This is a genomic window from Brevundimonas sp. Bb-A, from assembly GCF_009394735.1.
Taxonomy (GTDB): domain Bacteria; phylum Pseudomonadota; class Alphaproteobacteria; order Caulobacterales; family Caulobacteraceae; genus Brevundimonas; species Brevundimonas aurantiaca.
The window spans coordinates 1,483,012-1,509,085 of sequence record NZ_CP045456.1; the positions used below are offsets into that span (position 1 = coordinate 1,483,012).

General features: G+C 67.6%; 24 protein-coding genes. 9 read left to right on the plus strand and 15 right to left on the minus strand.

From position 1 onward, the window contains the following. Nucleotides 1-16: 16 nt before the first annotated feature. On the plus strand, nucleotides 17-2,791 hold the full coding sequence (gene gyrA, locus BSP_RS07300; protein WP_152949791.1) for a DNA gyrase subunit A: 2,775 nt from the start codon (nucleotides 17-19) through the stop codon (nucleotides 2,789-2,791). Here gyrA and BSP_RS07305 read toward each other — a convergent pair whose 3' ends face one another. Both BSP_RS07305 and BSP_RS16205 read right to left on the minus strand, forming a co-directional pair. Then, nucleotides 2,792-3,220, minus strand: a complete 429-nt coding sequence (locus tag BSP_RS07305; RefSeq protein ID WP_152949792.1) for a type II toxin-antitoxin system VapC family toxin — start codon at nucleotides 3,218-3,220, stop codon at nucleotides 2,792-2,794. It lies immediately after the preceding gene. Next, nucleotides 3,210-3,704: a hypothetical protein gene (locus BSP_RS16205; protein ID WP_054765116.1), complete on the minus strand. Its 495-nt coding sequence runs from the start codon at nucleotides 3,702-3,704 to the stop codon at nucleotides 3,210-3,212. The genes BSP_RS07305 and BSP_RS16205 overlap by 11 nt, the downstream gene beginning before the upstream one ends. Before the next feature lie 49 nt (nucleotides 3,705-3,753). On the opposite strand from BSP_RS16205, the gene BSP_RS07315 reads away from it, so the two are divergent. The 4 genes from BSP_RS07315 (at nucleotide 3,754) to BSP_RS07330 (ending at nucleotide 6,908) form a co-directional block, all read left to right on the plus strand. Then, nucleotides 3,754-4,551: an aminotransferase class IV gene (locus BSP_RS07315; RefSeq protein ID WP_152949793.1), complete on the plus strand. Its 798-nt coding sequence runs from the start codon at nucleotides 3,754-3,756 to the stop codon at nucleotides 4,549-4,551. 91 nt (nucleotides 4,552-4,642) lie between these two features. Then, on the plus strand, nucleotides 4,643-5,131 hold the full coding sequence (gene coaD / locus BSP_RS07320; RefSeq protein ID WP_152949794.1) for a pantetheine-phosphate adenylyltransferase: 489 nt from the start codon (nucleotides 4,643-4,645) through the stop codon (nucleotides 5,129-5,131). Next, entirely contained in the window at nucleotides 5,128-6,015 is an 888-nt protein-coding gene (locus BSP_RS07325; protein ID WP_304488811.1) for a peptidylprolyl isomerase, read from the plus strand. Before coaD ends, BSP_RS07325 begins: the two co-directional genes overlap by 4 nt. 20 nt (nucleotides 6,016-6,035) lie before the next feature. Continuing rightward, nucleotides 6,036-6,908 (plus strand): peptidylprolyl isomerase, encoded by an 873-nt coding sequence (locus BSP_RS07330; protein ID WP_054765120.1) that lies wholly within the window; start codon nucleotides 6,036-6,038, stop codon nucleotides 6,906-6,908. A 162-nt stretch (nucleotides 6,909-7,070) separates the two neighbouring features. On the opposite strand, the gene BSP_RS07335 is transcribed toward BSP_RS07330, so the two are convergent. Further along, nucleotides 7,071-8,183, minus strand: a complete 1,113-nt coding sequence (locus BSP_RS07335; RefSeq protein ID WP_054765121.1) for a Ppx/GppA phosphatase family protein — start codon at nucleotides 8,181-8,183, stop codon at nucleotides 7,071-7,073. A gap of 145 nt (nucleotides 8,184-8,328) precedes the next feature. Between BSP_RS07335 and hspQ the strand changes: the two genes are divergently transcribed. Both hspQ and phhA read left to right on the plus strand, forming a co-directional pair. Then, entirely contained in the window at nucleotides 8,329-8,637 is a 309-nt protein-coding gene (gene hspQ, locus BSP_RS07340; RefSeq protein WP_152949795.1) for a heat shock protein HspQ, read from the plus strand. Nucleotides 8,638-8,694: 57 nt separating this feature from the next. Beyond that, nucleotides 8,695-9,570 carry a phenylalanine 4-monooxygenase gene (gene phhA, locus BSP_RS07345; protein WP_054765123.1) on the plus strand — a complete coding sequence of 292 codons (876 nt, stop codon included), beginning with the start codon at nucleotides 8,695-8,697 and terminating at the stop codon, nucleotides 9,568-9,570. Nucleotides 9,571-9,730: 160 nt separating this feature from the next. Here phhA and astB read toward each other — a convergent pair whose 3' ends face one another. From astB to BSP_RS07385, 8 genes are all read right to left on the minus strand, one after another. Then, the gene (gene astB, locus BSP_RS07350) at nucleotides 9,731-11,068 is read right to left on the minus strand and encodes an N-succinylarginine dihydrolase (RefSeq protein ID WP_054765124.1); all 1,338 of its coding nucleotides are present in this window, start codon (nucleotides 11,066-11,068) and stop codon (nucleotides 9,731-9,733) included. 151 nt (nucleotides 11,069-11,219) lie between these two features. Further along, complete coding sequence (gene astD, locus BSP_RS07355; RefSeq protein ID WP_054765125.1) at nucleotides 11,220-12,653, minus strand: succinylglutamate-semialdehyde dehydrogenase; 1,434 nt, start codon at nucleotides 12,651-12,653, stop codon at nucleotides 11,220-11,222. Between the two features lie 151 nt (nucleotides 12,654-12,804). Further along, a complete protein-coding gene (locus BSP_RS07360; RefSeq protein ID WP_054765126.1) occupies nucleotides 12,805-13,812 on the minus strand; it encodes an arginine N-succinyltransferase in 1,008 nt (335 codons plus the stop codon). Beyond that, entirely contained in the window at nucleotides 13,813-15,063 is a 1,251-nt protein-coding gene (locus BSP_RS07365; protein WP_152949796.1) for a hydrolase, read from the minus strand. It lies immediately after the preceding gene. Nucleotides 15,064-15,248: 185 nt separating this feature from the next. After that, entirely contained in the window at nucleotides 15,249-19,475 is a 4,227-nt protein-coding gene (locus BSP_RS07370; protein ID WP_152949797.1) for a translocation/assembly module TamB domain-containing protein, read from the minus strand. After that, nucleotides 19,472-21,268 (minus strand): autotransporter assembly complex family protein, encoded by a 1,797-nt coding sequence (locus BSP_RS07375; protein ID WP_152949798.1) that lies wholly within the window; start codon nucleotides 21,266-21,268, stop codon nucleotides 19,472-19,474. Before BSP_RS07375 ends, BSP_RS07370 begins: the two co-directional genes overlap by 4 nt. A 107-nt stretch (nucleotides 21,269-21,375) precedes the next feature. Then, entirely contained in the window at nucleotides 21,376-21,642 is a 267-nt protein-coding gene (locus BSP_RS07380) for a hypothetical protein (protein ID WP_054765130.1), read from the minus strand. 76 nt (nucleotides 21,643-21,718) lie between these two features. Further along, nucleotides 21,719-22,810: a CaiB/BaiF CoA-transferase family protein gene (locus BSP_RS07385; RefSeq protein WP_152949799.1), complete on the minus strand. Its 1,092-nt coding sequence runs from the start codon at nucleotides 22,808-22,810 to the stop codon at nucleotides 21,719-21,721. Between the two features lie 303 nt (nucleotides 22,811-23,113). Between BSP_RS07385 and BSP_RS07390 the strand changes: the two genes are divergently transcribed. Further along, on the plus strand, nucleotides 23,114-23,479 hold the full coding sequence (locus tag BSP_RS07390; protein ID WP_152949800.1) for a hypothetical protein: 366 nt from the start codon (nucleotides 23,114-23,116) through the stop codon (nucleotides 23,477-23,479). 43 nt (nucleotides 23,480-23,522) lie between these two features. Beyond that, on the plus strand, nucleotides 23,523-23,687 hold the full coding sequence (locus BSP_RS07395) for a hypothetical protein (protein ID WP_152949801.1): 165 nt from the start codon (nucleotides 23,523-23,525) through the stop codon (nucleotides 23,685-23,687). Here BSP_RS07395 and BSP_RS07400 read toward each other — a convergent pair. The 4 genes from BSP_RS07400 to BSP_RS07420 all read right to left on the minus strand — a co-directional run bounded on the left by BSP_RS07400 (nucleotide 23,684) and on the right by BSP_RS07420 (nucleotide 25,971). Further along, nucleotides 23,684-23,899, minus strand: coding sequence for a hypothetical protein (locus BSP_RS07400; RefSeq protein ID WP_152949802.1), 216 nt, complete (start codon nucleotides 23,897-23,899; stop codon nucleotides 23,684-23,686). The genes BSP_RS07395 and BSP_RS07400 overlap by 4 nt on opposite strands. Before the next feature lie 899 nt (nucleotides 23,900-24,798). Next, nucleotides 24,799-25,380 (minus strand): glycoside hydrolase family 19 protein, encoded by a 582-nt coding sequence (locus BSP_RS07410; protein ID WP_227976081.1) that lies wholly within the window; start codon nucleotides 25,378-25,380, stop codon nucleotides 24,799-24,801. Between the two features lie 28 nt (nucleotides 25,381-25,408). Next, nucleotides 25,409-25,678 carry a hypothetical protein gene (locus tag BSP_RS07415; protein ID WP_152949805.1) on the minus strand — a complete coding sequence of 90 codons (270 nt, stop codon included), beginning with the start codon at nucleotides 25,676-25,678 and terminating at the stop codon, nucleotides 25,409-25,411. A 2-nt stretch (nucleotides 25,679-25,680) separates the two neighbouring features. Then, a complete protein-coding gene (locus tag BSP_RS07420; RefSeq protein WP_152949806.1) occupies nucleotides 25,681-25,971 on the minus strand; it encodes a hypothetical protein in 291 nt (96 codons plus the stop codon). Between the last annotated feature and the right edge of the window lie 103 nt (nucleotides 25,972-26,074).

The following is a 26,074-nucleotide window of genomic DNA, read 5'->3' on the forward strand; positions in this document are numbered from 1 at the left end:
ATAAAGCCACGCTTCCTTGACCGACGACAGCTACGAAAACGCCGCAACTCCGATTGTTCCGGGAGGCGGCGGCTCAGACATTTCCACGATCACCATCGAGGACGAACTGAAGCGTTCGTACCTCGACTACGCCATGAGCGTGATCGTCAGCCGCGCCCTGCCTGACGCCCGTGACGGGCTGAAGCCGGTTCACCGTCGCATCCTCTATTCGATGCACGACCTGAACATGACGCCCGAGCGCAGCTATTCGAAATGCGCGCGCGTGGTCGGCGACGTGCTGGGGCGGTTCCACCCCCACGGCGACGCCTCGGTCTATATGGCCCTGGTGCGGATGGCCCAGCCCTTCTCCATGGGGCTGATGCTGGTCGACGGGCAGGGGAACTTCGGCTCGGTTGACGGCGATATGCCGGCCTCGATGCGTTACACCGAGTGCCGGATGGCGCCGGCCGCCACGGCCCTGATGGCCGACATCGACAAGGACACGGTCGATTTCCAGCCGAACTATGACGAGAAGGAGCTGGAGCCGGTCGTCCTGCCCAGCCGAATCCCGAATCTGCTGGTCAACGGCGCGGGCGGCATCGCCGTCGGCATGGCGACCAACATCCCGCCCCATAATCTGGGCGAGGTCGTCGATGCGGCCCTGGCCCTGCTGGATGATCCCAACGTTTCGGACGACGCCCTTTTGGACATCGTGCCCGGCCCGGACTTCCCCACCGGCGGCGAGATCATGGGCCGCACCGCGCCGCGCAATGCGCTGCGCGACGGTCGCGGCTCGGTCGTCGTGCGCGGCCGCGCCTCGATCGAGGAGATCCGCAAGGATCGCGAGGCCATCGTCGTCACCGAACTGCCCTACCAGGTCAACAAACAGACGCTGATCGAGCGCATCGCCGAAATGGTTCGCGAGAAGCGTCTGGAGGGCGTCTCCGACGTTCGCGACGAATCCGACCGTCAGGGCATGCGGATCGTCATCGAGCTGAAACGGGACGCCTCGGGCGACGTTATCCTGAACCAGCTGTGGCGCTACACCGCCATGCAGAGCTCGTTCGGCGTCAACATGCTGGCGCTGAACCACGGCCGACCGGAGCAGATGGGCCTGCGCGCTCTTCTGGAAGCCTTCCTCGACTTCCGCGAGGAGGTGGTGGTCCGCCGCGTCAAGTTCGAGCTGAACAAGGCCCGCGACCGCGGCCACGTCCTGGTCGGTCTCGCCGTCGCCGTCGCCAATATCGACGAGGTCATCCACATCATCCGCTCCTCGGCCGATCCGACCGAGGCGCGCGAGCGGCTGCAAGGCAAGGCCTGGCCCGTCGGCGACATGATGGGCCTGGTCGAGCTGATCGCCGACCCGCGCAGCGTGATCGTCGAGGGCGACAAGATCCGCCTGACCGACGAACAGGCTCGCGCCATCCTGGCCCTGACCCTGTCGCGTCTGACCGGCCTGGGCCGCGACGACATCTTCGGCGAGGCGCACGGCCTGGCCGACACCATCCAGGGCCACCTGACCATCCTGTCGGACCGCAAGAACGTCCTGGCCATCATTCGCGACGACCTGATCGACGTGAAGGACAAGTTCGCCGTGCCGCGCCGCACCCTGATCGGGGAAGGCGACGGGGAGATGGAGGACGAGGACCTGATCCCGCGTGAGGACATGGTCGTCACCGTCACCCACGGCGGTTATGTCAAGCGCGTGGCCCTGAACGCCTATCGGACCCAGCATCGCGGCGGCAAGGGCCGTTCGGGCATGGCCATGAAGGACGAGGACGCCATCACCGGCGTGTTCAGCGCCTCGACCCACACCCCGGTCCTGTTCTTCGCCACCAACGGCAAGGCCTATAAGCTGAAGACCTGGCGCCTGCCGCTGGGCAATCCGCAGTCGCGCGGCAAGGCCTTCGTCAACCTGCTGCCCATCGAGCCGGGCGACAGCATCATGAACGTCCTGCCCCTGCCCGAGGACGAGGCGACCTGGGGCGATTACGACATCATGTTCGCCACCCGCTCGGGCGACGTGCGCCGCAACAAGCTGTCGGACTTCGCCACGGTCAACCGCGCCGGCAAGATCGCCATGAAGCTGGAAGGCGACGACCGCATGGTCGGCGTCGGCCTGTGCACGGCGGACGACGACGTGCTGCTGACCACGGCCCTGGGCCGCGCCATCCGCTTCAAGGCCGACGACGTGCGCGTCTTCAAGGGCCGGGATTCGACCGGCGTCCGGGGCGTGCGCCTGCAGGACGGGGACGAGGTCATCTCCATGGCCATCCTGGGCCGGGTCGACGCCACGCCGGAAGAACGCGCCGCCTACGTCAAACACGCCAACGCCATGCGCAAGGCCCTGGCCGGCGCCGAGGGCGAAGACGAGCCGACGACCACCGAGGCCGAGGACGACGTCGCCGAGGCCCCGATCTCGCCCGAGCGCATCGCCGAACTGGGCGCGGCCGAACAGTTCATCCTGACGGTCACGGAAACCGGCTTCGGCAAGCGGTCCTCCGCCTATGAGTATCGCCGCACAGGTCGCGGCGGCCAGGGGCTGACGGCCCATGGCCTGGGCGGCCGCGCGGGCGCGCGCCTGGCCGCGGCCTTCCCGGTCGAGGAGACCGACGACCTGCTGCTGGTCACCTCGGGCGGCCAGATGATCCGCACCCGCGTGGATCAGGTCCGCATCGTCGGCCGCTCCAGCCAGGGCGTCACCATCTTCCGCACCGGCAAGGACGAAAGGGTCGTCTCGGTCGAACGCCTGCCGGAAAGCGGCGGCGAGGATGAGGCGGACGTCGCCGGTGAAGAGGGCGGCGAGGCCTGATCAGGCGACGAGGACGAGGCGGTCGGCGAAGCCTTCCGCCTCGGCGCGTCGAGCCAGTCGGGCGTCCAGCGTCGCGACCTGGCTGTCTCGCACTTCCGCCAAGGCGATATAGGTCGCGTCATAGACGGAAAACCGGTGACGCGCGGCCAGGTCATAGGCGCGCGCCAACAGGTCCGGCAGTGATACCGGCATGGCCATCATGCCACGCGCCGTATCGACGGCTTCCGCCCCGAGATGCTCGGAGCATTCGCCTCGCCAGACCTTCTTCGCCGCTATGCTGGCGATTTCGAGCGGCATCAGGTCGGACGCGATCATGATCCGCTCCGAGCTTACGCAGTCGCCCAGAAACCGTCTGGCGGCGGCGGAATGTTCCTCGTCGAACAGGGCTGCCGCAAAGACCGAGGCGTCGATCACCACCTCATCGGCCATCACGATCTTCCCGGATCAGATCGACGCTGGAAACGCTGGAATAGGTCGAGCGGCTGCGGGAGCGGTCCATCCGATCCAGAAACGCCTCGTTCCGGCTTCGTGCGGTTTCGTTCAACAGGAGGGCGACGGCCGTTCCAAGATCGACGCCGCGCTCCTGACAGGTGCGCTCCACTAAACTGCGCGCAGCGGGCGTCAGGGCGGCCAAGGATAGAAGGGCGCCCTCTACCCCCGTTTCGGTCTGTTCCTTTACGAAGGTGACCTCGTTCCGAGCGGGATTGAGCTTGGCCTTGCGGCCCGCTTTCAGCCAGGCCTTGGCCTGAACATGGGTGTCGGTATTGGCCCACCATTGACGCCTTATCCGCTCGTCATAGGCGGATTGGGGAAGCTTTCGGCCCAGCAGGGCTTCGATCTCTTCGAACGACAGAGTGAGGGCGTTTTGCTTCGTTTGGGCGAGGCGGTATTCCAGCGGGGCGTAGACCGACATTTCGGCAACTCCAAAGTTATATAACTTTATATATAGGTACATACCGATAATGTCGATCCTGATCGACGGCCTTCCCGCCGCCCCTGACGACCTGGCGCACCAGGCCCTGGTCAACTACGGCGCCTACACCTCCTTCCGCGTCGAGCACGGCGCGGTCCGGGGGCTGGATCTGCATCTCGCCCGTCTGGATCAGGCCGCTGTCGAACTGTTCGGCGAAAGCCCCGGCGAGGCCGAGGTCCGGCGTCTGTCGGCGCTGGCTGTCGAAGGGCGCGACGCCTGCTGGCTGCGGGTCAGCCTGTTCTCACCGGAGATCGGCCACCGCAATCCGTCCTTCGTCGGACGGCCCAAGGTGATGACCGTCGTCTCGCCGCCGCCGCCGCCCTTGGCGACCTCGATGCGGGTCACCGCCGTCCCCTATGTCCGCGAGGCGCCGCATTTGAAGCATGTCGCCACCTTTGGTCAGACGCGCATGCGCCGGGCCGCGCGGGCGGGGGGCTTTGACGACGCCTTGTTCGTCGACGATCAGGGTCATGTGTCCGAAGGCGTCACCTGGAACATCGGCTTCATCCAGGTGGATCGGATCATCTGGCCCCAGGCGCCGATGCTGGCGGGCGTGACCCAGGTCCTGATCGACCGGGGGCTGGCTGGGCAGGGGCTGTCGTCTCAGACCCGCCCAGTGCATGTGTCCGAACTGGCGGGTTTCGACGGCGCCTTTCTGTGCAACAGCGCAACGCCCGTCTGTCCGGTCACCCATATTGACCAGGCGACGTTCGCCAATGATCCCGCCGTTCTGGACCGGCTCAACCAGGCTTGGCTGTCGCAGCGGCCTCAGTCGATCGCCGATTGAGCATGACGATCGCGTCAGGCGTCTAGGCCGTTGATTTCGCACCTGCTAAGTCACCCCCGACGGCAGGCGACAAGCCGGGGGAGAAAACGCCATGCGCATCGGACTTTATCCGGGCACCTTCGATCCGGTCACGAACGGCCATACCGACATTATCAAACGGGCCCTGAAGCTGGTCGATCGGGTCGTCATCGGCGTGGCCCAGAATGACGAGAAGGGACCGTTGTTCACCACGGCCGAGCGGGTCGAGATGCTTCGGACCGAGGTCGCGAGCCTGGGCGGGGACATCGTGGTCCAGCCCTTTTCGACCCTGCTGATGCATTTCGCGGAAGAGCTGAACGCCAATGTCATCATTCGCGGTTTGCGCGCGGTCGCCGATTTCGAATACGAGTTCCAGATGACGGCCATGAACCAGCGCCTCAATCAGGACATCGAGACGGTCTTTCTGATGGCTGATCCTCGGCATCAGGCCATCGCCTCGCGCCTGGTCAAGGAGATCGCCCGGCTGGACGGCGCGATCGACAGTTTCGTCAGCCCCGCCGTCGCCGCGCGCGTCCGGGACAAGGTCAAGAACAAGGGATGAGTTCGGCAATGCGTCTTGGTGCGATCGCGGCGGCGGCCGCCGCTCTTCTGGCGACGGCTTCGGCCCAGGCTCCGGCCTTGGCCCAAGCCCAGGCTCAGGTTCAGGCGCCCGCCTCTGACTGGCGCACGGTCGCGCCCGAGAATCTGCTGGTCATCGACACGTCGAAGGGGCGGATCCTGGTCGAACTGACGCCGGTGGCGGCGCCCAGTCACGCTGAACGCATCCGCACCCTGGCTGACCAGGGCTTCTATGACGGGCTGAAATTCCACCGCGTCATCCCCGACTTCATGGCCCAGACCGGCGACCCCCAGGGCACAGGCGAGGGCGGCAGCGATCTGCCCGATCTGAAGGCCGAGTTCAGCTTCCGACGCGGCCGCGACGCCGGCTTCGTCGCCGTGCCGAACGCCGGTCAGGGCGTGCGCGGCCTGGTCGGCGTCCTGCCGGTCGAGACCCAGCCGGACGCCCAGATGATGGTCACCGCCGACTTCAAGGTCGACGCCCACGGCCTGTTCTGCCCCGGCGTTCTGGGCATGGCGCGGGCGGGTTCGCCCGACAGCGCCAACAGCCAGTTCTTCCTGATGATGGGCGAAAGGGACCAGCTGAACGGCGCCTACACCGCCTTCGGCCGCGTGGTCTCGGGCCTGGACGTCGTCAACAAGCTGAACAAGGGCTCCGACGCGGAAGACGGCAAGGTGGCCAATCCTGATGTGATGACCAAGGTCCGCATGGCCTCGGCCCTGCCGGAGGGCGAACGCCCGACCGTGCGGGTGCTGAACCCCGCCAGCGCCGCCTTCGCCGAACGGATCGCCGCGGCCCGCACCGCGCGCGGCGGCGGCTTCACCATCTGCGACGTCCAGCCGGTGGCCCAGGTCGTCGGGAGCTGAGACGCGACAGGGGAGGGGTGATGATCTTTCGCAAGACGTTGATCGCCGCGGGGCTGGCCGCCCTGCTGACCGGGGCCGCCCAGGCGCAGGAGGCGGCCGCGCCGCCGCCCCCGCCCGGCCCGACCGAATGGCGCGCCGTCGCCCCCGACAATCTGCTGGTCATCGACACGACCAAGGGGCGGATTCTGGTCGAGCTGGCGCCCGAGATCGCCCCGGCCCATGTCGAGCGGATCAAGCTGCTGGCCTCGCGCGGCTTCTACGACAATCTGGCCTGGCACCGGGTCATCGACTGGTTCATGGCCCAGACCGGCGATCCCCTGGGCACCGGCGACGGCCAGAGCTGGTATCCGGATCTGAAGGCCGAGTTCACCTTCCGGCGTGGGCCGGACATGGCCTTCACCCCCGTGGCGGCGCCGGCCGGGGCATTGGTCGGCTTCTATCATTCCATTCCGGTCCAGACCCAGCCCGACGCCCTGATGGCCGGCACCTCGGATCGCAAGGTCCACGGCTGGGGCCTCTACTGTCCCGGCGTGGCCGGCATGGCCCGCGACGAGGGCAATGACACCGCCAACAGCCAGTTCTTCCTGATGCGCCAGCCCTATCCCGCGCTGGACAAGCGCTACACCGTCTGGGGGCGGGTGGTCGTGGGGCTTGAGGTGGTCCGCGCCCTGAAGGCCAGTCCTGAGCCGAGCGGCATCGTCACCGATCCCGACCGGATGACCCGCGTCCGCCTGGCCTCCGACCTGCCCGCCGCCGAACGCCCGGCGGTTCAGATGCTGAATCCCGCCTCGCCCGCCTTCCGCGCCCTGCTCGATGAGGCGCGCCAGGCCAAGGGCGCGGACTTCTCGGTCTGCGACATCGACCTGCCGGTGCGGGTGGCCACGCCGGGCTGAGCCCGCACTGTCTCCTCCCCATGCAATGGGGAGGGGGCCGCGCGAAGCGTGGTGGAGGGTTCTGAACGCCGCACAGGCGTCTGCGATGCGGGAAGAACCCCTCCGTCACGACGCGAAGAGGCGTCGCGCCACCTTCCCACGTCGTGGGGAGGAGACGGTGCGTCAGGCGCCGGCAGGTCCTCGCCCCCGGCCCCGGCGCCGCCTGCGGCGTTTGGGCGGGGCCTTGTCCGCCCGCATCTGTTGCAGCAGCAGGCCTTCGCGCAGGCCGCGATCCGCCACCCTGACACGCTCTGACGGCCAGGCGCGCTGGATCGCCTCCAGGATCGCCGCCCCCGCCAGGACGAGATCGGCCCGATCCGGCCCGATACAGGCCTCCTTGGCGCGCCCGTCCGGCCCCAGCCGCTTCAGCCGCTCCGCCGCCGCCTCGCATTCGGCCCGGGTCATCCACAGGCCGTCGACCCGATCGCGGTTGTAGCGGGGCAGCTTCAGATGGATGCCCGCCAGACTGGTGATGGCGCCCGATGTCCCTATCAGATGGGCGCGGTTTCGCCGCAGCAGGTCCAGCATCTCGGGATCCTCGACGCCGCCTCCGGCCAGGGCCGCGCCCATGTCGGCGACCATGGTCTCATACCATTGGGCGTGGTCCGCAGGACTGGCCCCTTCGGGTTCGGGATGCCGCTCCGCCAGGGTGACGACCCCCAGGGCCGCCGACATCCAGTCGGTGGTCTTCCAGTTCGGCCCGTCGCGCCTCAGCCAGGACAGTTCGGTCGACCCCCCGCCCACGTCGATGATCACCACCCCCTCGGCTTTCGGGTCGATCAGGTTCAGACAGCCCTCGACCGCCAGCCGCGCCTCTTCGGCCGGATCGATGATCCGCAGCCGCAGCCCGGTGCCCTTGCGGACCCTGTCGATGAACTCGGCCCCGTTCTCGGCCGCCCGGCAGGCCTGGGTGGCCACCGCGCTCAGCCTGACCGGATCCACGCCCTTCCTGACGATCCGCTCGGCGCAAAGGGCCAAGGCGTCATAGGCTCGGTCCATGGCGCGCGTGTCCAGCCGCCCTGTCCGCGACAGGCCCTCGCCCAGCCGCACGATACGGCTGAAGCTGTCGACCACCCGAAAACCGTCGCGGGACGGTCTGGCGATCAGCAGCCGGCAATTGTTGGTCCCCAGATCGAGCGCGCCATACAGGGGCGCGTCCCGACCCGACGCATCCCGCTCGCGGGAAGGCTGGGACCGCTCGTCGCGCCGTCGGGGCGCGCCGCGGGTCTCCGGCATGGGCCGTCATTCCGATGTGGGCGGTCCAAAGCGGCGCCCGTCCCGATCAACCTAGCCCGGCAAGATCGTCCGCGCCAAGCCATTCTGTCAGGAAGATGAACAGGTCTGTGGCGTCAGGGTCATCCGGCCAAGCGTAACAGGCGGCATGAACCAGATTCACACAGCCCGGTTCGCCATCGGCCATATCGTGCGCCACCGCGACGACGCCTTTCGCGGCGTGGTGATGGATGTCGATCCGGCCTATCAGGGGCCGGCCTCTGACACCGGCGCGGTCTCGCCGGATCAGCCCTTCTATCGCATCTTCGCCTTGGGCGAGGACGGCGGTTTCGTCGCCTATGCGGCGGAATCGGTTCTGGAAGACGGTCGGTCGGCGCTGCTGACGGACGACGTTCGACGCTGGTTCACCGTTGATGAACAGGGCCATCATGCGCCGCTCCATGCCGGCATCCACTGAGGAAGCGATGGAACGGGCGCGGGCGGAGGGTTAGGATGGGGCAAAGAGGAGCGCTCCATGTCCGACTTCGAACATGTCTTTGAAAAGCCCCCGGAAGGGGCGGCGGCCGACTGGACCATCCCGCAGAACTGGGACGCCTATACCGAGGTCGAACACCGCACCTGGGACACCCTGTACGCTCGTCAGATGAAGATCCTGCCGGGCCGGGCGTGCGACGCCTTCCTGCGCGGCCTGGACGCCCTGGACCTGAACGCCGGCGGCATTCCCGACTTTGAGGTCATCAATCCCAAGCTCCAGGCCCTGACCGGCTGGACCGTGGTCTGTGTGCCCGGTCTGGTGCCGGACGAGGTCTTCTTCGACCACCTGGCCAACCGTCGATTCGTCTCGGGTCAGTTCATCAGGAAGCCGGACCAGCTGGATTACCTGCAGGAGCCCGACATCTTCCACGACGTCTTCGGCCATGTGCCCATGCTGACCGACCCGGACTTCGCCGCCTATATGGAGGCCTATGGCAAGGGCGGACAGAGGGCGGCGGGCCTGGGCATGCTGCCGAACCTGGCGCGGCTGTATTGGTACACGGTCGAGTTCGGCCTGATGAAGGAGGCGGGGGCCTTGCGCATCTACGGCGCCGGCATCGTCTCCTCGGCCACGGAGAGTGTTTTCGCGCTTGAAGATCCGTCGCCGAACCGTCTGGGCTTCGACCTGGAGCGGGTGATGCGGACGCTCTATCGGATCGACGACTTCCAGCAGGTCTATTTCGTCATCGACAGCCTGGAGGCGCTGAAGGACGAGACGCTGAAGGACTTCGGCCCGGTCTATGACGCCTTGAAGGGGCAGGCCGACCTGCCGATCGAAACCGTCCTGCCCAGCGATCAGGTCTTCACGCGCGGCACCCAGGCCTATGCGGCCAAGGGCGGACGGTTCGCGGCCTAGAGTTCTTCCCCCGCCTGCGGGGGAAGTGTCAGGCCGTGGCGCGCAGCGACGCGCCTGACGATGGGGGAAGTCTTCCGTCTGAGTGGACTTCCCTCTCCGACCCTGGTTCGCTGCGCGAACGACGGGCCACCTCTCCCGCAAGCGGGAGAGGGCCTTCATTTCAAACCTGCTGGAACGGATAGAAGTCTCCGCCCAACTGCAAGATCGCCGTCAGTTCATCCAGCGCCCCCCGGCTCTCGTCCAGCAGGGCGGGATCGGCCAGGTCGGCGGGGCGCAGTTCGTCGCGGTACCAGCGGCGCGCCCAGTCTGACAGTCGGGCGTAAAGGGCGTTGGTCAAACGCATGGCCGGGTTGGTCGCGGCCAGTTCCGCCGCGTTCAGGACGACCCGCAGGCGCAGACAGGCGGGGCCGCCGCCGTTGCGCATCGACTGGCGCACGTCGACATAGCGGACCTGCCCGATCGGGCCGTTGGAGGCGGCCAGGGCTTGCGCCACCGCATGGCTGCGCGGATTGTCGCGCGTCTCGGTCGGGCAGATCAGGGTCAGGCGGTCGTCGCCCGGAACCTGGATCAGCATGGAGTTGAACAGATAGGAGCTGATGGCGTCGGCCAGGGGCAGGTCGGCGGACGAGACCTCGAGGAAGATCGGGTCGAACAGGCCGTCGGCGGCGCGGCGGATGGCGTCCTGGGTCGCGGCCGTGTCCTCGAAGGCGAGGTCGTGGAAGAACAGGGTCTCCAGCGCGCCGACGCAGACCACGTCATTGTGGAAGGTGCCGCCGGCGATGGCGGCTTTCGACTGCTGAGCCAGAACCGGGCGCCCGGCCGCATGCCGACGGGCGATGGCCTGTGAGGCTTCGCGCGTCTGGCGGGCGGGGTAGGGGCCGTCCCAGGGCTCGAACGCCTCTCGGCCCCAGACCAGCAGATTGACGCCGGGCGCCCCATGTTCGGCGCACAGGCGCACATGGTTGGCGGCGCCTTCGTCGGCCAGATGGGCGACCGAGGGCAGGGCGTCATGGACGGCGAACCGCTCAGGATCGGGGAAGAGGGCGTCCAGCGCCCGCTTCGTCTGCTGATGTTCCAGCGACCGATGCAGATTGGTGACCAGATTGGCGGGTGTGAAGTGCACCCGCCCGTCGGCGGCGTCGGCGCTGGGCGTCACGGTCGCAGCATTGGCGGCCCACATGGGCGAGGCGGAACAGGCGGCGGCGGCGAACGACGGCGCATCCTTCCAGGCCTGTTCCAGCACCTGGGCGTCCGAGCCGGTGAAGCCCAGGGTGCGCAGGAAGGGGATATTGGGCCGCTCATGCGGCGGCAGGACGAACTGGGGCAGGCCGAGGTCCGCCAGGGTCTTCATCTTGTCCAACCCCTGCAGCACCGCCGCGCGGGGATTTGACGCCTCGCCCTTGTTCAGGCTGGAGGCCAGATTGCCCGGCGACAGACCGGCGTAGGAGTGGGTCGGCCCGATCAGGCCGTCGGCGTTGGCTTCGACGGCGGTGGTCATAAAATCTTCCCTCGCTTGCGGGGGAAGTGTCGCGTCGTCGAGCAAAGCGAGACGCGTGACGATGGGGGAAGTTCTGCTCCAGAAGACTTCCCTCTCCGACCCTGGTTTGCTTCGCGAACGACGGGCCACCTCTCCCGCAGGCGGGAGAGGGTCATTGTTTCAACCCCTTGATCTCGCCTTCGATGTTCGCGACCGCGTCGGCCTCGAAGCTGGCGACCGGATAGGCGCAATAGTCGGCGGCGTAATAGGCGCTGGGGCGGTGGTTGCCGCTGGCGCCCAGGCCGCCGAAGGGCATGTCGCCGGCGGCGCCGGTGGTCGGACGGTTGAAGTTGACCACGCCCGCGCGGATGCGGCGGATGAAATGGTCCCAGTTGGCCGGATCGTCGCTGACCAGACCGGCGGACAGGCCGTAGCGGGTGGCGTTGGCGGCCTGGATCGCAGCGTCGAATGTCGGGACGCGGATCACCGACAGGAAGGGGGCGAACATCTCCTCGTCGGGAACGTCGATCCCGGTCACGTCGATGATGGCCGGCTTGACGAAGGCGCCCCCCTTTACGGAATTGGGCAGGTTGGCGACGGGGCCGGAGGCGCGGATGACCTTGGCCCCGCTGTCGATCCGCTCCTGCAGCGCCTTCAGCGCCGCCTCGGCCGCGCGGGCCGAGATCAGAGGTCCGGCGTAGGGTTCGGGATCGCTGTCCCAGGGGCCGAAGACCAGGCGGTCGGACAGGGCGGCTATGGCTTCGACGATCGCATCGCCTTGAGCCCCTTCCGGCACGATCAGGCGTCGGGCGCAGGAACAGCGCTGGCCGGTGGTGATGAAGGCGGATTGGACTGCGATGCCCGCGACGGCTTCTGCGTCGGCGGCGTCCCAGACGACCAACGGATTGTTGCCGCCCAGCTCCAGCGCCAGGATGACGTGGGGATCGTCGGCGAACTTGCGCCGGAAGTGGGCGCCCGCCGCGCCCGAGCCGGTGAACATCAGGGCGTCGATCCCGGCGTCCAGCAGGGCCGCGCCGGTCTCGCGGCCGCCCTGGACCACATTGACCACGCCGGTCGGCAGGTCGGCGGCGGCGAAGGCTTCGGCCATGACCTGACCGACCAGGGGCGTTTCTTCCGACGGCTTGAAGACGACCGTGTCGCCGGCCAGCAGGGCGGGGACGATATGGCCGTTGGGCAGATGGCCGGGGAAGTTGAACGGGCCCAACACCGCCGCCACGCCGTGCGGACGGTGGCGCAGGGTCGCCCGGCCGAACGCCGTGTCGCTGGTCCGTTCGCCTGTGCGCTCGTCATAGGCGCGGATCGAGATGTCCACCTTGCCGATCATGGCGGCGGCCTCGGTCTTGGTCTCCCACAGGGGCTTGCCGGTTTCGCGGGCGATGGCCTCGGCGATCTGGGGCGCGCGGTCCTTCAGCACGGCCTGATAGCGTTTGACGGCGTCGATCCGCTCCTGGCGCGGGCGGTCGGCCCAGTCAGGGAAGGCGACGCGGGCGGCGTCGACGGCGGTCTGGACCTGGGCGGGAGAGGCGGCCTCGCCCTCCCAGTTGACGGCTTCGGTGGCGGGATCGGTGGATTTGAACACGGTCATGGCACAGAGACTCCGCTCATCCCGGCGAAAGCCGGGACCCAGTTCTTTCGCATCGCCAGTGCATCGGATGACCACCGGCCTCTGATCTCACATATCCTTCGCCCAAAGTACTGGGTCCCGGCTTTCGCCGGGATGAGCGGATGAGAGTGGATCACGATTTTACTCGCACGCTGGCGCCTGCATCCACCTTCAACGCCGCAGCGGTTTCGGCGGTCAGTCTCACGGTTTCGCCCTCGATGTCGGCCTTGGCGCGGACGGCGCGGAAGGCGGCGACGCTGTCGGTCGAGATCAGGGCCGGCAGTTCGGCCTGAACCGTATCGACCAATTCGACCTTCAGTCGGCGGGCGTCGCGCACGGTGCGGATATTGTCGCGGCCGCAGGCGACGGTCGGACCGGCGTCGAAGATATCGACCAGACCGTTGGGCCGGAACCCTTCGCTTTCCAGCAGGGCCATGGCGGGCACGCCCTGCGGATGGACCTTGCCGATGACGGCGCGGGCCGGTTCGGGCAGCAGTTCGACATAGATCGGGTGGCGCGGCGCAAGGTCGAGGATGAACTGCTTGTCGGTGGAGCCGGTCATCCGGTCGGCGTCGTCGAACTCCATCGGGAAGAATTTGTGGGCCACATGATCCCAGAAGGGACAGGCGCCGTCGGGGGTGAAGACGCCGCGCAACTCGGCCAGGACCATGTCGGCGAACAGGTCGGGCTGGGCGCCGATCAGCATGTATCGCGACTGGCTGAGCAGACGGCCGGCGCCGCCCTTTCGCCGATCCGCCTTCAGGAACAGCGACCCGACCTCGGTCCAGCCGGTGCATTCATTGACCAGAACCAAGGTCTGATGATCCAGCTTCACACCCAGAGAGGGCGACTGGACCGTGTTGTTGACGACGCGGAACGAGAAGAAGGGGCGTTTCAGCCCGACGGTCGCCTTGACCGAGCCGACGCCGTCGATGTCGCCCGTGTCGCCGTCCTCCAGCATCAATGTGTACCAGGCCTCTTGCCAAGGCACGCGACCTTCGAAGCTCGCCTGGCTGAGGTCCAGCCGCTCGGCCAAGGCGTCGGGGTCTTCAGGCAGGCTGGTGAAGCCGGGGCCGGACAGGATGGCGAGTTCGAGCAGGTGGTCGAGGTCGGCTGGGCCGGCGGGACGGACGACGAGCATTCAGAGAGTTTCCATCCGAAGGGCTTTGAGTTTGGCTGCGTCGATTTCGCCGGAGGCGATCTTGCACAGGATCAGGGCGCTGAGCTGGGCGCGTTCGACGAAGCTGTCGGGCCAGGCGAACTCCTGGTCCGAATGGATGTCGCCGCCGCGGACGCCCAGGGTGTCGATATTGGGCAGGCCGGCGGCGTGGAGATTGTTGCCCTCGCAGACGCCGCCCGAGGGTTTCCAGGCGATGGACTGGCCCAAGAGGGCGCCGGCTTCCTTCACCGCTTCGAACAGCGCAGTCTGGGCGGCGTCCATCGGCTTGGGGGCGCGGGTGAAGCCGCCGTGCAAATCCAGAGTCAGGCCCTCGAACGGCGGCGCGGACACGATGGCGCGGACGGAGGCGTCGATCCAGTCGGCGGCGGCCTTGTCCGGCGCCCGCACGTTGAAGCGGACCACGGCGTTGTCGGCGACGACGTTCAGGGCGCCGCCGCCGGAGATCTTGGCGACGTTCACGGTGACGCCTTCGTGCCGGCCGTTCAGCCCGTGCAGGGCGGCGGCGATCATGGCCGCGCCCGCCACTGCATTGCGGCCTTCGTCGAAGGCCCGGCCGGCGTGGGCGGCCTTGCCCGTGACGATCAGGTGATAGTTGCCGCTGCCCTTGCGCGCCCCCGCCAGGGTGCCGTCCGCCAGGGCCGGCTCATAGGTCAGGCCGACATGGCCGCGCGCGCCCAATTCGGCCAGCAGGGGGGCGGAGGCGGGCGAGCCGATCTCTTCGTCCGGGCTCAGCAGAACGGTCCAGCCCACGCCGTGCCGGTCGGGGTGGGTCTCGAAGGCTTCGAGCGCGGCCAGAAGCACGCTGATGCCGCCCTTCATGTCGGCGACGCCGGGACCGTTCAGAGCGCCGTCCGGGCGCGTCGTCACGGTCTGGAAGCGGCTGTCGGCGGGGAAGACGGTGTCGTAGTGGCCGGTCAGGACCACCTGGATCGGCGCCTCCGGCCGGGCGGTGATCTTCAGGGCGTCGGCATGGGCCTCGGTCCGCACCGATCCGTCGTCTGCGACAGTGGTCGAGCCCTGGGTCGGGATGCGTTCGACCGTGGCAGGCAGGAGCCGGGCCTCAGTCTCCAGCGCGTCCAGCACGGCGTTCAACCCGGCGGCGTTGCGGCTGCCGGAGTTAATGTCAGCCCAGTCGATGGTGCGGCCGATGATGGCGTCACGTCGCCCGGCGACATGGTCCAGGACGGCCTGGTCGGCGTTCAGAATCCGCATGGCCGGACCCTAGAGCATGATCGTTTCGGACGGAACCGCTTTGCGGTTCCGACAGAAGCGTGAATCATGCTCTCGCTTTAATCTGGAGCCTGATTCACCGTTTCAGCGGAACCGCGTAGCGGTTCCTCCTCAACGGATCAGGCTCTAGACGCCGCGCGTCCAAAGGTGAAGGTCGAGCCGACAGATTACCGGTTCGGGCGCCGGTCGGCGCGTTGCCCGGGGTCGCGGCTTTCCCGACGCCAGCGGATCGACAGGCTGGTTTCGCCCTGGCCGCCGAACTGGGAGCTGATCGCCAGATTCCGGCGCGGTTGCCACTCCACCTTGACCGCCGCCCCGCCCTCACCGCCGCCGATGACCTCCAGATAGACGTCGTCGGTGATGTAGCGGCCGCCCGCCACCGTCAGGGCGCTGGCCTGTCCGCCGAAGGACAGCCGGTCCAGCCCCGCCAGTTCGCGCAGATTGCCGATGACGTCGAAGCCGCCGCCGCCCGCCAGGGCCGCAACCCCCGCCGCCAACTGCGCCGCCTCGAACGGCGACAACTGGGCGGCCGACCGGCCGAACAGCACCTGGGACAGGATTTCGTCCTGGGGCAGGGCGGGGGTGGAGGTCAGGGCGATCTTCGGCTGGGCCGCCGTGCCGGTGACATTGATGGTGGCGGTCAGGGCCGCGTCCTCTCGCGTCGCCGACAGGTTCAGGCGGATGTCCTCCGGGTCGGTGGACAGGGTGACGCGGCCGGATTCGTCGAAGACGAAGCGCTTGCCGGCGAACTCATAGTCGCCGCGCACCACATTGGCCGTGCCGGTCAGCTGGGGTTGGGCCACAGTGCCGCGCACCCGGGCGTTGACGTCCAGCACCACGTTCAGGCCGCGGCCGCTGACCCGCACCTTGCCCCCGCTGGAGCGCAGGGCGATGTCCAGGCCGATCTGAGGGCCGCGCCGGCGCACCTCGGCTTCCTGGTCGTCTCCGCCGGGCCGGTTGATCTCGACCACGTCCATGGAGACGATGCCGGTGGAACCGGGCACCTCCGGCTCGATCCGCGCTTCATCGACATTGATCTGACCCGACAGCTGGATGTTGCCGTCCTGGCCGCGGACGATGGTCACGGGGCCGGTGGCGCGGGCCTCGCCTATGTCGTTGTCGATGACGCGGAAGCGGGTCAGGTTCAGCTGGGCGGTCGAGCCCGAGCCTTCGCGCAGTCCGATCCGACCCTGGCCGTTCACCGTGCCGCCCGCCGTGTCATTGGCGCTGAAGGCTTCGATCAAGGCCGTGGTGTCGTCGAACCGCGTCCTCAGATTGAGGTCGCCCAAAACCAGCCCCACCGACTTCTCGCGATAGGAGCCTTGCGACAGGTCGAACCGGCCGTTCAGACGCGGAGACGCCAGGGTGCCGGCGATCGTCGCTCGGCCGTCCACCTGGCCCGCCAAGGTGCGGTCACCGCCCAGGAACAGATCCCAGATCGGCTGAATCTGTCCATTGATCGAGACATTGCCGGACATCGGGCGCTGGCGGGCAATCGCCAGCCGCAGCGGCGCCGCTGAGGCTTCGACCGGCAAGGTGATGTCTGCGGCCGCCTGAACGGCGTCCTCGTCCGAGGCGACGGCCTTCACCGTCAGGCTGTTGTTGATCAGGGTGGCGTCCAGACGGCCGTCGACCGCCAGGCCGCGCGGGGCGTCGATGCTGCGGACGTCCTGCAAGGTGACGTTGGCCGAACCGGACAGATCGTCCCCGGCGCCGCGCAGAGAGACCCGGCCCGTCGCGCGACCGCGCAGATCCGGGGAAATGGTCTGGAGATCGACGCTGGTCAGGTCGGCCTGGATGACGGCGATCCGCGAATCCTGACGCAGGTCCGCCATCAGGACCCCGCCTCCGACGCCGAGGTCGAGGTGGGCGGCCCGTTCCGCGCCGTTCAGAGTCAAGGTGGCGGGGGTTCGGGTGGTGAAGGCCACCTCGCGGACCCGGCCGCCGCCCCGCAAACTCACGGTCTGGGCGTCGCCGCGTCGCGCATAGACGCCGGTGCCATTGAACTGGGCGGGCGTGCCGCCGCCGACGTCCAGGGCCAGGGTGAAGGGCAGATTGTTCAGGGTTCCGCGGCCGTCCAGATCGACGGTGCGAATGACCCAGCTTTGGCCGGACAGACGGACGTTTCGCCCGCTGACGTCCAGGATGGCGCTGTCGGAGCCGCCGCCCTCGGTCAGGCGGACCCGCCCGTTGGCTTCGCCGGAGGTCAGGAAGGCGCCGGCGCGCGCCGTGAAGGTCAGGTCCGCGCTGGAAGGCAGGTTGTCCGACAAGGCCACGGCGCCCTGGGCCGTGACGCCGCCGGCGTTGACGTCCAGATCGCTCAGCCTGATCCGGTCGCCGCCCAGGGCGAAGTTCCCCGACGCGCGGGCCGGGCCGTAGTTGGAGCCGCTGGTGATCGTGATCCGGCCGTCCGAGGCGTCCGCGCCCTTGCGGAAGCTCAGGATCAGGTCGGCGTTGGTCAGGATCAGTCCGCCGGCCGTGACCCGGTCGAACCCTGCGGTCAGATCGACGCGCGGCTGAGACAGGGTTCCGGTCAGGGCGCCTTGTCCGTTCATGTCGCCGGCGATTTCGACCGGACCGGCGGCGAAGGGGCCGCGCGCGTTCCAGTCCAGGGCCAGCCGCAGGCGGCCGTCCGTTTCGATCAGCCCCTTGGCGCCGGCCCGTCCGGCGGCGCCGGTCAGTTCGCCGCGATCCACCTCGATCCGCCCGCCGTTCAGCTTGCCGTCCAGCTGGAGACGCGGCGTGCGGCCCAGAAGACGGTCCAACTCGTCCATGCCCACGCTCAGCTCGCGGCCCCGGCCGTCGAAACTCAGGGTCCAGGGCGCGCCCGTCTTGGCCGAGGCGGCGCGAATGGATCCGCCGAAGGACCCCTTGCCGCCGGGGCGGATGCGCGAAACGTCGGTCAGCCGCACATCGCCGCGGAACCCCATGCCGCCCAGAAGATTGCGAGAGCCGGATCCTTCGACCGACAGCCCCTGGCCGTCCAGATCGATCTTCTCCAGCAATAGGGCGCCGTCCTTCATGCGTGCGGCTTCCAGCTGAACGCGCGGAGCCGCGCCCAGAAGGCCGCCGATCAGGCCCTGGGTCGAACCGCCGAAGGCCCGAACGTCGCCGTCGAGATCCATCCGTCCGTCGCGGACCTGCAGGTTCAGCGGCCCTGCGATCCGCGTCGCCCTGTAGCTGGCCAGGTTGGCGTTCAACAGGGTCGCCTGGCCTTCCAGGCTCCAGGTCTGGGCGTCGCCCTTGAACAGACCGGAATAGGCGGCCGGGCCGGCGACGTCCGCACCCGTCAATCGGCTCAGGGACGCGGTCTGAACGTCCAGTCGAATTCCGTCGGGCGAACTGCGGTCGGACATGCGGATGACGCCCCGCGCTTCGGAGGCGACGTTGTCGGAGATCAGTTTCCAACCCACGCCCTGGAAGGCCTTGTCCTTGGCCGGGACCATGGCGAAGCCGAACCGCGCCGTGCGCCCGACCCGTTCGACGAAGGGGGCGAACAGGTCCGAGCCGCTGAAATCGAAATAGCCCGAGACCCGAGACCCGGCCTCGCCGAACCGTCCGTCCACCGTCAGCGGGACGAAGCGGCCGGTCTGAACCTTGGCCCGCACCAGGTCGGCGTTCACGACCGCAACGGCCGAAAAGGGTTCGTCCGGCGAATAGCCCAGGGCGCCGGCCAGGGGGCCGCCCTGGGCCTCCTTGGCGCGCAGATCGACGCGCGTGTCCTCCAGCTTGCCGCCGAAGGTCGCCGCCAGGCGCAAAAGATCGCCGGGGCGATTCAGACTGTCGGCCTTCAGCTCGGCGTGTTTGGCCCCGCGACGCGGCAGGTCGACCATTCCCGACAGATCCCAGCGCCCGTATTCCTTGGAAAAACCTTCCAGCAGTTCGACCCGCGCCGAGAACTTGTCGATATCGACGTCGATCGGCTGGGGGCCGCCGGGCTCGCCGCTCGGCGCGTCCAGAATGGGGCGGCGGATCAGTCGGATCACATCGGCGCTGATCTCCGTGGCGTGAAACCGCCGCGTGACCAGGGGCCAGTAGGACCAGTCGACCCTGACGTTTCGGGCGTCCAGCCAGACCCCCTCGCGGTCCGTGACCGTGACCCGCTCCAGGGTGAAGTCGTCGAACAAATCGCCCTTCAGCCCATAGACGTTGATCCGGCCGTAACGGCTGATCTTCTGACCCTGGACAAAGCCCGACACCAGTTCTCGTCCGGCATCCGAGACGATGTACATCCGACCGCCGATCAGGGCGATCAGCGCCAGGACCAGTACGCCGCCGACTATTCCACCGGCGATCAGGGCGATCAGCTGTGGCAGGCTGCGCTTGCGGCGCACCTGGGCGGCGGTTTCTTCGGGCGCGGCTTCAGGCGCTTGTTCGGGCGGCTCTTGGGTCAAAACGCCTGCCCGATGCTGATGTAGATCTGGAAGGCCGAGTCGCCTTCGCGCTTGTCCAGGGGGATGGCGACGTCGGCGCGGATGGGGCCGAACGGCAGCTTATAACGAACCCCGACGCCCGCGCCGTAGCGCATGTTGCTGAGGTTCGGCGTCTCTTGAAAACCCACGGCGCCGGCGTCGACGAAGGCCACAGCCTGGAAGCTCTGACCGATGTCGTGACGTACTTCCAGCGAGGTTTCGAACAGCGACAGACCGCCGCGCGGGGTCTGATCCGGCAGTTGCGGATTGACCCCCTGGTAGGAATAGCCCCGCACCGACCCGCCGCCGCCGGAGTAGAACAGACGGTCCGACGGCACGCTCAGCTCACCCCCGCCGATGATGGCGCCGAGGCGAAGGCGACCGGCCAGTACGGTGCGCGCCTGATCTTGCAGCGGCAGATAGGCGGTCGCCTGGGCCTCATTACGCAGGAAAAGGACCGTGTCCTCCCCGGCCACGGCCGTCGGCTGGGCCGAGGCGGTCACGCGCCATCCCCGCGTGGGATTCAAAGGATCGTTGGAGTTGTCTATATAGGCGCTGGTGCGGCCGGTCACGATCGCCAAATCCCGGTCGAAGCTGACCGCCCTAGGGGGGACGGACGCATAGTCGTATCGGTTCTCGCGGTACTGACCCGCGTCCAGGCCGATGCCGTAGTTGAAGTAGGAGGTCCGGCCGATCCGCTGTTGCAACTCGGCCGCCAGCACCAGGGCGGTGCGTTCATAGGCGTCGGTGTCCTCCTTCACCACGCCCCCGCTCAGTTTCAGGGTGCGGCCGGGCTTGCGCCAGTGAGGCAGGGACAGATCGGCGCCGATGCGGCTGTCCAGCCGGGCGAACCGGGTCTCAAGCGACAAGGTGTCGGCCCGGCCGAACCGATTGTAGCGGGTCCAGATGAAGTCCACCCCGGCGCCTTCCTTGGTGGCCCAGGTGGCGCCGGCCTCCAGCACGCGGCGGGGCCGGTCCTGGAGCGTCACGATCACGGGACGCAGCCCTTCGGCGGTAGTCTGTTCCGGCGGCGCGAGGGCGACGCCCACACCGTCATAGACGCCGGTGTCCAACAGGCGGCGCTCAAGTTCGCCGACCTTGTCCGGGTCATACCGGTCGCCTTCCCGCCACGGCGCCAGGGCGGCGACCCAGGCTTGATTGGTGCGCCCCGACCGCGGCATCAGGACGCCGTCCAACAGGACCGGCCGGCCCGATACGATGCGGTATTCGGGCGCGACGGTGAAGGCGGCGTGATCCACCACGACGCGGCGGGGATCGGCCTTGGCGTCCGCATAGCCGTCCCGCACCAGGCGCGCGACGATCCGCCCTTCCGCCGCGATCACATCGACCGCTCGGCCCGGATCGCCGGCCTTCAACCCGATCGCGGCCCTGGCGTCCTCGGTCGCCTCGGCGTCGGGGGCGGGGTCGATCCAGCTGATGGTCGGCGGGGTCAGCACGAAGCGGCGACCCGGCTCGACCGAAACGATGGCGGTCGGCCGCTCTTCGCCTTCGACGATGTCTTCGAGCACCGGCTGATAATAGGCTTCCGACCGCAGCAGGGCCTCGGCCGCCGACATGGCGCTGCGCGCGCGGCGCCGCGCTTCGAACCGGCTTTCGGGGGGGGCGTCCACCTCGCCGATGGCCCGCTCCAACATGCGGCGCAGCTCGGTGTCGACCTCGCCGCGGATTTGTGCGCGGGGATCTGCGGCGGCGGCCTGGGCGAGAAGGCTGCAGGTCGTCAATGCGGTGAGAAACAGGGCGGGCCGGATCGTCAAACTACAGCTTTCGTCAAGATCACGGCCTCCGGATCGGCGCCTCGGCACGCCCTTTCAAGCACTTAGGTTAGCCCCTATCCGACCGCAGGAGGGAGGGACAAGGCCCGTCAGTAGAACAGGGTTTCGCTTTCGGGCTGAACCGACTGTTCCGAGGTCCGCTCTTGCGGCGGCGGCGGGGTCTCCTCAGGCGGCGTGGGCGCGGGATCGGTCACTTCAGGGGCGACGACTGGCTCGCCGGCGGCCTCGTCGGTCTCGGCGGGTTGTTCAACGGGGGGCTGGTAGCCGTCTTCGGGCCGAGACTGGCGATCCTCACAGCCCGCCAATGCGGACGCGGCCAGCGCTGTCGCGGCCAGAATGAAGATCGAGCGTCTCATGAAAAGCGGTTCCCCTGGGTTGGTTCTGCAACGTCTGTCGCGCGGCTCCGTTCCATAGCGCCGAAAACGCCTTCGGTCATCTGGGTTCGCAGCCCCCCCAGCGCAGTATGGCCGCGTCGAGCGGAAGGGGCGGCGGATTTGCGACCGTAGAGGGCTGGTCGTCGAAGCGGGGCGCCGGGGCCGGGGCGCCGTCTTCGAATGTCCCACGGGCTTGATTGTGCGGATGAGCCGGCGCCTCGCCCAGGCTCAGCACGGGGGTGACGCAGGCCTCCGTCCCCGCGAAATGCTCCGCCCAGTCGTCACGGTTCCGGGCGGCGAACAGGGCGGCGAAGCGAAGATGGAGATCCGACCATGCGAAGGTGTCGTACTGAGGCGCTTCGGCGGGGTCGATCCCCAGACCCGAGAGCAGGGCGAGATAGAAGCGGGGCTCCAGCGCCGCGACCGCCACATAGCCGCCGTCCCGGCAGATGTAACACCGATAGAAGGGCGCGCCGCCGTCCAGAAGGTTGGAGCCGCGGCGGTCGTTCCACAAGCCCTGGGCGCGCAGGGCGTGGAACAGGCCGCCCAGCAGGGCGGTCCCGTCCGTCATGGCGGCGTCCACGACGCGTCCGCGCCCGGTGGTTCGGACCTCCAGCAGGGCCGCCAGAACGCCGACGACCAGCATCATCGCCCCGCCGCCGTAGTCGCCGACCAGATTCAAGGGCGGCGTCGGCGGTCGGTCCGGCGACCCCATGGCGTGAAGCAGACCGGTCAGTCCGATGTAGTTCAGATCGTGTCCGACGGCCTGGGCCAAGGGGCCGCTCTGTCCCCAACCCGTGATCCGCCCGAACACGAGGGCGGGGTTTCGGCCCAGCAGATCGGCCGGACCATAGCCCAGACGTTCCATGACGCCGGGACGAAAACCCTCGATCACGGCGTCGGCGGACTCGACCAGGCTCAGAACCCCGCGCCGGTCCGACGCAGACTTCAGATCGACCGGCACGGCGGCGCGATTGCGATGAAGGACGGCGCCGCCCACCTCGGAAAAGACGGCCGAACCCGCCGCTTCCGAGCGGGTGAGGCGCAGCACCTCGGCCCCCATGTCGGCCAGCATCATGGCCGCGAAGGTGACGGGCCCCAGTCCGTCGAATTCGAGGATGCGAAGTCCGTTCAGCGGTTTCATATGCATTGAGTAGCAGACCCGGTCTTGACCGGAAGGGCGGATTGCAACAGAAGGCGCCCTTCGACGGTTTGGGCCAGGCCCGAACGTCGCGCGGTGCGTCCTTAGCTCAGTTGGTTAGAGCATCTGACTTTTAATCACGATGTCAGATTGATTTTATTGCACTATTTCCACAAACCGGCGTTGATCTAACCCTAGTGAATTCAGTTGCTTGTGGAGCAATAGCAAACCGCGAGACGCCGAACATTGCGATAATATCAGGCCAGGCGTAGGGGCCATTTGTCCGGTCGGTGGCGCAGATCGAGACGAGCGATGCACGAGACCGTTCACGCCATGATCGAGCGCGGCGCGCGGGTGAAGTGGTTCTGTGAGGTAGGCCATGGCCACAGCGGAGAGGTCGATCTGAAGGCCATCGCTCGCGCCAAGGGCGGGACGGTGACCCTGATCAACCGCCGCCCGCTCTGCAAGATACCTGGATGCCCCGGCCGGGTCTATTTTCAGGACCTCTCCTCGGCATGGCCCAAGAAGCTGGACGACATCGGGACCGAAGCCTTGTTCGCCTATACCGAGGCTGAGCGGGCGCGTCTCATACCGCTGGGCTACCGCATGGTCGACGGACGCTGGCGAGGGCCAGAAACGACAAAAGGCCCGCCCTCCGAAGAGAGCGGGCCTCGATAGCGGAGCCTAGGGGCTCGACGCTGATTGTGGTAGAAGCCTCAGCATGACTGTCGCCGAACTTATCGCTGAACTCGGGAAGCTGCCTCAGGACGCCGAAGTGAAATCGCTCGACGACGACGGCTGGATTCGTCCGATCAGTGAGCCATCGCTTTATCAGCCGGGCAACAAGATGTTCGGCGACTTCGATAAGCCGACGGTCCTGCTTTAGCCCGGCTGCGGCGGGGGGCCACACGCCCGTAATCTGGCCTCATCCGCCCGGTCGGCGTTTTCTTCGCCGATGCTGACCACCTCGGCGATCCAGGTCAGGAACAGCCGCAGGCCCTCGCGCTCTTCCTCGGTCACAGGCTGCACGACGGCCGCGCCTTCCGGCACCGGCGACGCCCGGCGCCCCTCAGTCACAGCGCCCAGGCTGATCTCCACGCCATCGCCAGGGCAAAGGGCGGGGACTACACCCTAGCCAACCGACGTCCGTCCTGCCGTGTGCCTGGGTGTCCTGGCCGGGTCCGGTTCATCGACATGACCTCGGTCTGGCCTAAGTCGCTGGACACGATCACAGATCGGGACGCAGCCTGGTGGGACTACAGCGCCGCAGAGAGGGCTCGGCTCTATGCCCTCGGATGGTGGTTGGACATGGGAAAGTGGCGACCACCGCCGGCGCCGACTTATGGGGCTGAAACGACAAAAGGCCGCCCCGGCGAACCGGAGCGGCCTTCGAATGCGGAGCCATGGGCTCGACGCTAGATGGTTTCGGTCGCCATGTGGCTCTCCTATCCCGGTCGCGGCGGTCGAGGCGGCGGCGGACAATCAAGCCCCTCCATTCCCATCGCGTCGAAGAACCGGCAAAGGCGGGAGATTTGAGCCCAGCCGGTCTCCCCCCAAGCTTCAACCGCGTTGTCGTGCTGCTCGCCTGCGATGCGCGAGGTCAGAACATCATCCGGGGGAACCGGCTTAGCCTGGATCCGCAAGTCTGTCGCAGGCGGGAAGGCTACGCCCTGCGTCTCGCAACTGGCGACAGCGACGCCGAAACTCGCGATCATCAGGGACGCCATCAGGGAGGGCTTGCGCGGCATGGTCTCTTTCCTTTTGCCGGTCTTGGATTGTGAGGGTGTCGTTCAGGCGCTCGACAGACGCGGTTTCCCGCGCGCTGGAGGCCCTTCGTTCCGTCTTGGCTGCCTCGACAGCCTGACGGGCTCTTTCGGCCTGTACGGCCCTGTGAGAGCAATATCCGAGTGAGAGGAGAAAGGCGGCGATCACCGCCATGATGATCCAGCCGGTCGGGGGGATGGATCGGGCGATGCGCTGGAGGAAGACGAAGGCGATCATAGGATGATGCTCTTGGCCTTGGCGGTTTGGGCCTTCCTGTCCTCCAGGCCATTCGTTCCGCCGTTGATGGCGCGCGTCAGGCCCATCAGATCGTCGGCGTCGGCCTTGGCGTTCAGGCCGCGTTCGTCCCAATAGACGCAGCCGACCAACAGGCCCAAGGACGGGTGCGAGACGATTTCGGGGTGTCCCTCAAGGTCGATGCCGATCTTGCGCCCGACGCGGCGATAGTTCGACCGGCCGGTTAGCTGGATCGGCCCCCGGCCCTTGTATCGCTTCCCGTCGCCGGCAATGACATTGCCGAGGTCTTTGCGGCCCTCATAGGCTTGGCCGCTGGCGATCTCTTCCATGTACCGGAATCCGCCGCTCTCATGAGCGCATTGACCCATGAAGTGAGCGAGGCGAAGGCCGCTGTCGAGAATGCCGTAGGTTCGAAAATGGACGTTCGCGGCGAGGCCAAGCTCTCCAGCGATGGAAGCTGAGGCCCCCATGCGGGCGAACAAGGCGCGGAGGGTGTTGGCGCCTATAATGCCGTCAACGGACACGGCAAGGCGCTCTTGCAATCGACGGGCGTCGAGCATGGTCATTCTCCAGATTGTGTGAAGGGGCTTAGCCCTGGCGTTCAGTGGCCTGGGTCTTGGCGATCTCGACCTCTGCGGACTGTTTGCCCGTCTTGGCGATTTCCCACGCCTTGCCGATGTAGAGAGCGCCGACCCCGGCAAAGACAGCGCCGATGAAGATTGCACCATCGTTTCCGTTCTCAACCCTGTAGGCGATCACGACCGTCGCCCAAGCCGCCGCGAACGATGAGGCGATGATGGCGAGCGGACGCGCCAAATCGCCCACCATGGCCGTGATGCGGGTTAGAATGTCGGTCATGTCTATTCCGCCGGAAACTCGACGCCGCGCCCGACCCGGCCCATGGCGAGGTTGCCGAGTTGGCGATGAACGCCTTCCATGGATGCGCCAAGCTTTTCGGTCATGGTTTCGAGGTGATCCATCTTAACCTTCAGCTCAATGACAGTCCTGTTCAGAGTCTCATCGCCGCTAGAAGCATCCTCAAGCTTTTTGATCCGCTGCGACATGCTGCCGAGCCAAAACGAAAACCCTGCCGTATGGACAAATAGAGTGACAGCCAGCGCGACAAGTCCGATGGACAGGGGAATGCTCATGCGTCTTGGCCTTGCGCTAGGATCGGTCGTTGGGTTCGGGCGGGATGCGCGGCAAAGGCGCGGTTAGGATGACGACGGCGGAAACGCCCGCCGTGAACAGTGC

Bases quoted from the DNA above. Each gene is read 5' to 3' on its own strand.
- BSP_RS07305 (WP_152949792.1), bottom strand. From the start codon at position 3,220: ATGGCCGATGAGGTGGTGATCGACGCCTCGGTCTTTGCGGCAGCCCTG.
- BSP_RS16205 (WP_054765116.1), bottom strand. From the start codon at position 3,704: ATGTCGGTCTACGCCCCGCTGGAATACCGCCTCGCCCAAACGAAGCAA.
- BSP_RS07315 (WP_152949793.1), top strand. From the start codon at position 3,754: ATGTCGATCCTGATCGACGGCCTTCCCGCCGCCCCTGACGACCTGGCG.
- coaD (WP_152949794.1), top strand. From the start codon at position 4,643: ATGCGCATCGGACTTTATCCGGGCACCTTCGATCCGGTCACGAACGGC.
- BSP_RS07325 (WP_304488811.1), top strand. From the start codon at position 5,128: ATGAGTTCGGCAATGCGTCTTGGTGCGATCGCGGCGGCGGCCGCCGCT.
- BSP_RS07330 (WP_054765120.1), top strand. From the start codon at position 6,036: ATGATCTTTCGCAAGACGTTGATCGCCGCGGGGCTGGCCGCCCTGCTG.
- BSP_RS07335 (WP_054765121.1), bottom strand. From the start codon at position 8,183: ATGCCGGAGACCCGCGGCGCGCCCCGACGGCGCGACGAGCGGTCCCAG.
- hspQ (WP_152949795.1), top strand. From the start codon at position 8,329: ATGAACCAGATTCACACAGCCCGGTTCGCCATCGGCCATATCGTGCGC.
- phhA (WP_054765123.1), top strand. From the start codon at position 8,695: ATGTCCGACTTCGAACATGTCTTTGAAAAGCCCCCGGAAGGGGCGGCG.
- astB (WP_054765124.1), bottom strand. From the start codon at position 11,068: ATGACCACCGCCGTCGAAGCCAACGCCGACGGCCTGATCGGGCCGACC.
- astD (WP_054765125.1), bottom strand. From the start codon at position 12,653: ATGACCGTGTTCAAATCCACCGATCCCGCCACCGAAGCCGTCAACTGG.
- BSP_RS07360 (WP_054765126.1), bottom strand. From the start codon at position 13,812: ATGCTCGTCGTCCGTCCCGCCGGCCCAGCCGACCTCGACCACCTGCTC.
- BSP_RS07365 (WP_152949796.1), bottom strand. From the start codon at position 15,063: ATGCGGATTCTGAACGCCGACCAGGCCGTCCTGGACCATGTCGCCGGG.
- BSP_RS07380 (WP_054765130.1), bottom strand. From the start codon at position 21,642: ATGAGACGCTCGATCTTCATTCTGGCCGCGACAGCGCTGGCCGCGTCC.
- BSP_RS07385 (WP_152949799.1), bottom strand. From the start codon at position 22,810: ATGCATATGAAACCGCTGAACGGACTTCGCATCCTCGAATTCGACGGA.
- BSP_RS07390 (WP_152949800.1), top strand. From the start codon at position 23,114: ATGCACGAGACCGTTCACGCCATGATCGAGCGCGGCGCGCGGGTGAAG.
- BSP_RS07395 (WP_152949801.1), top strand. From the start codon at position 23,523: ATGACTGTCGCCGAACTTATCGCTGAACTCGGGAAGCTGCCTCAGGAC.
- BSP_RS07410 (WP_227976081.1), bottom strand. From the start codon at position 25,380: ATGCTCGACGCCCGTCGATTGCAAGAGCGCCTTGCCGTGTCCGTTGAC.
- BSP_RS07415 (WP_152949805.1), bottom strand. From the start codon at position 25,678: ATGACCGACATTCTAACCCGCATCACGGCCATGGTGGGCGATTTGGCG.
- BSP_RS07420 (WP_152949806.1), bottom strand. From the start codon at position 25,971: ATGAGCATTCCCCTGTCCATCGGACTTGTCGCGCTGGCTGTCACTCTA.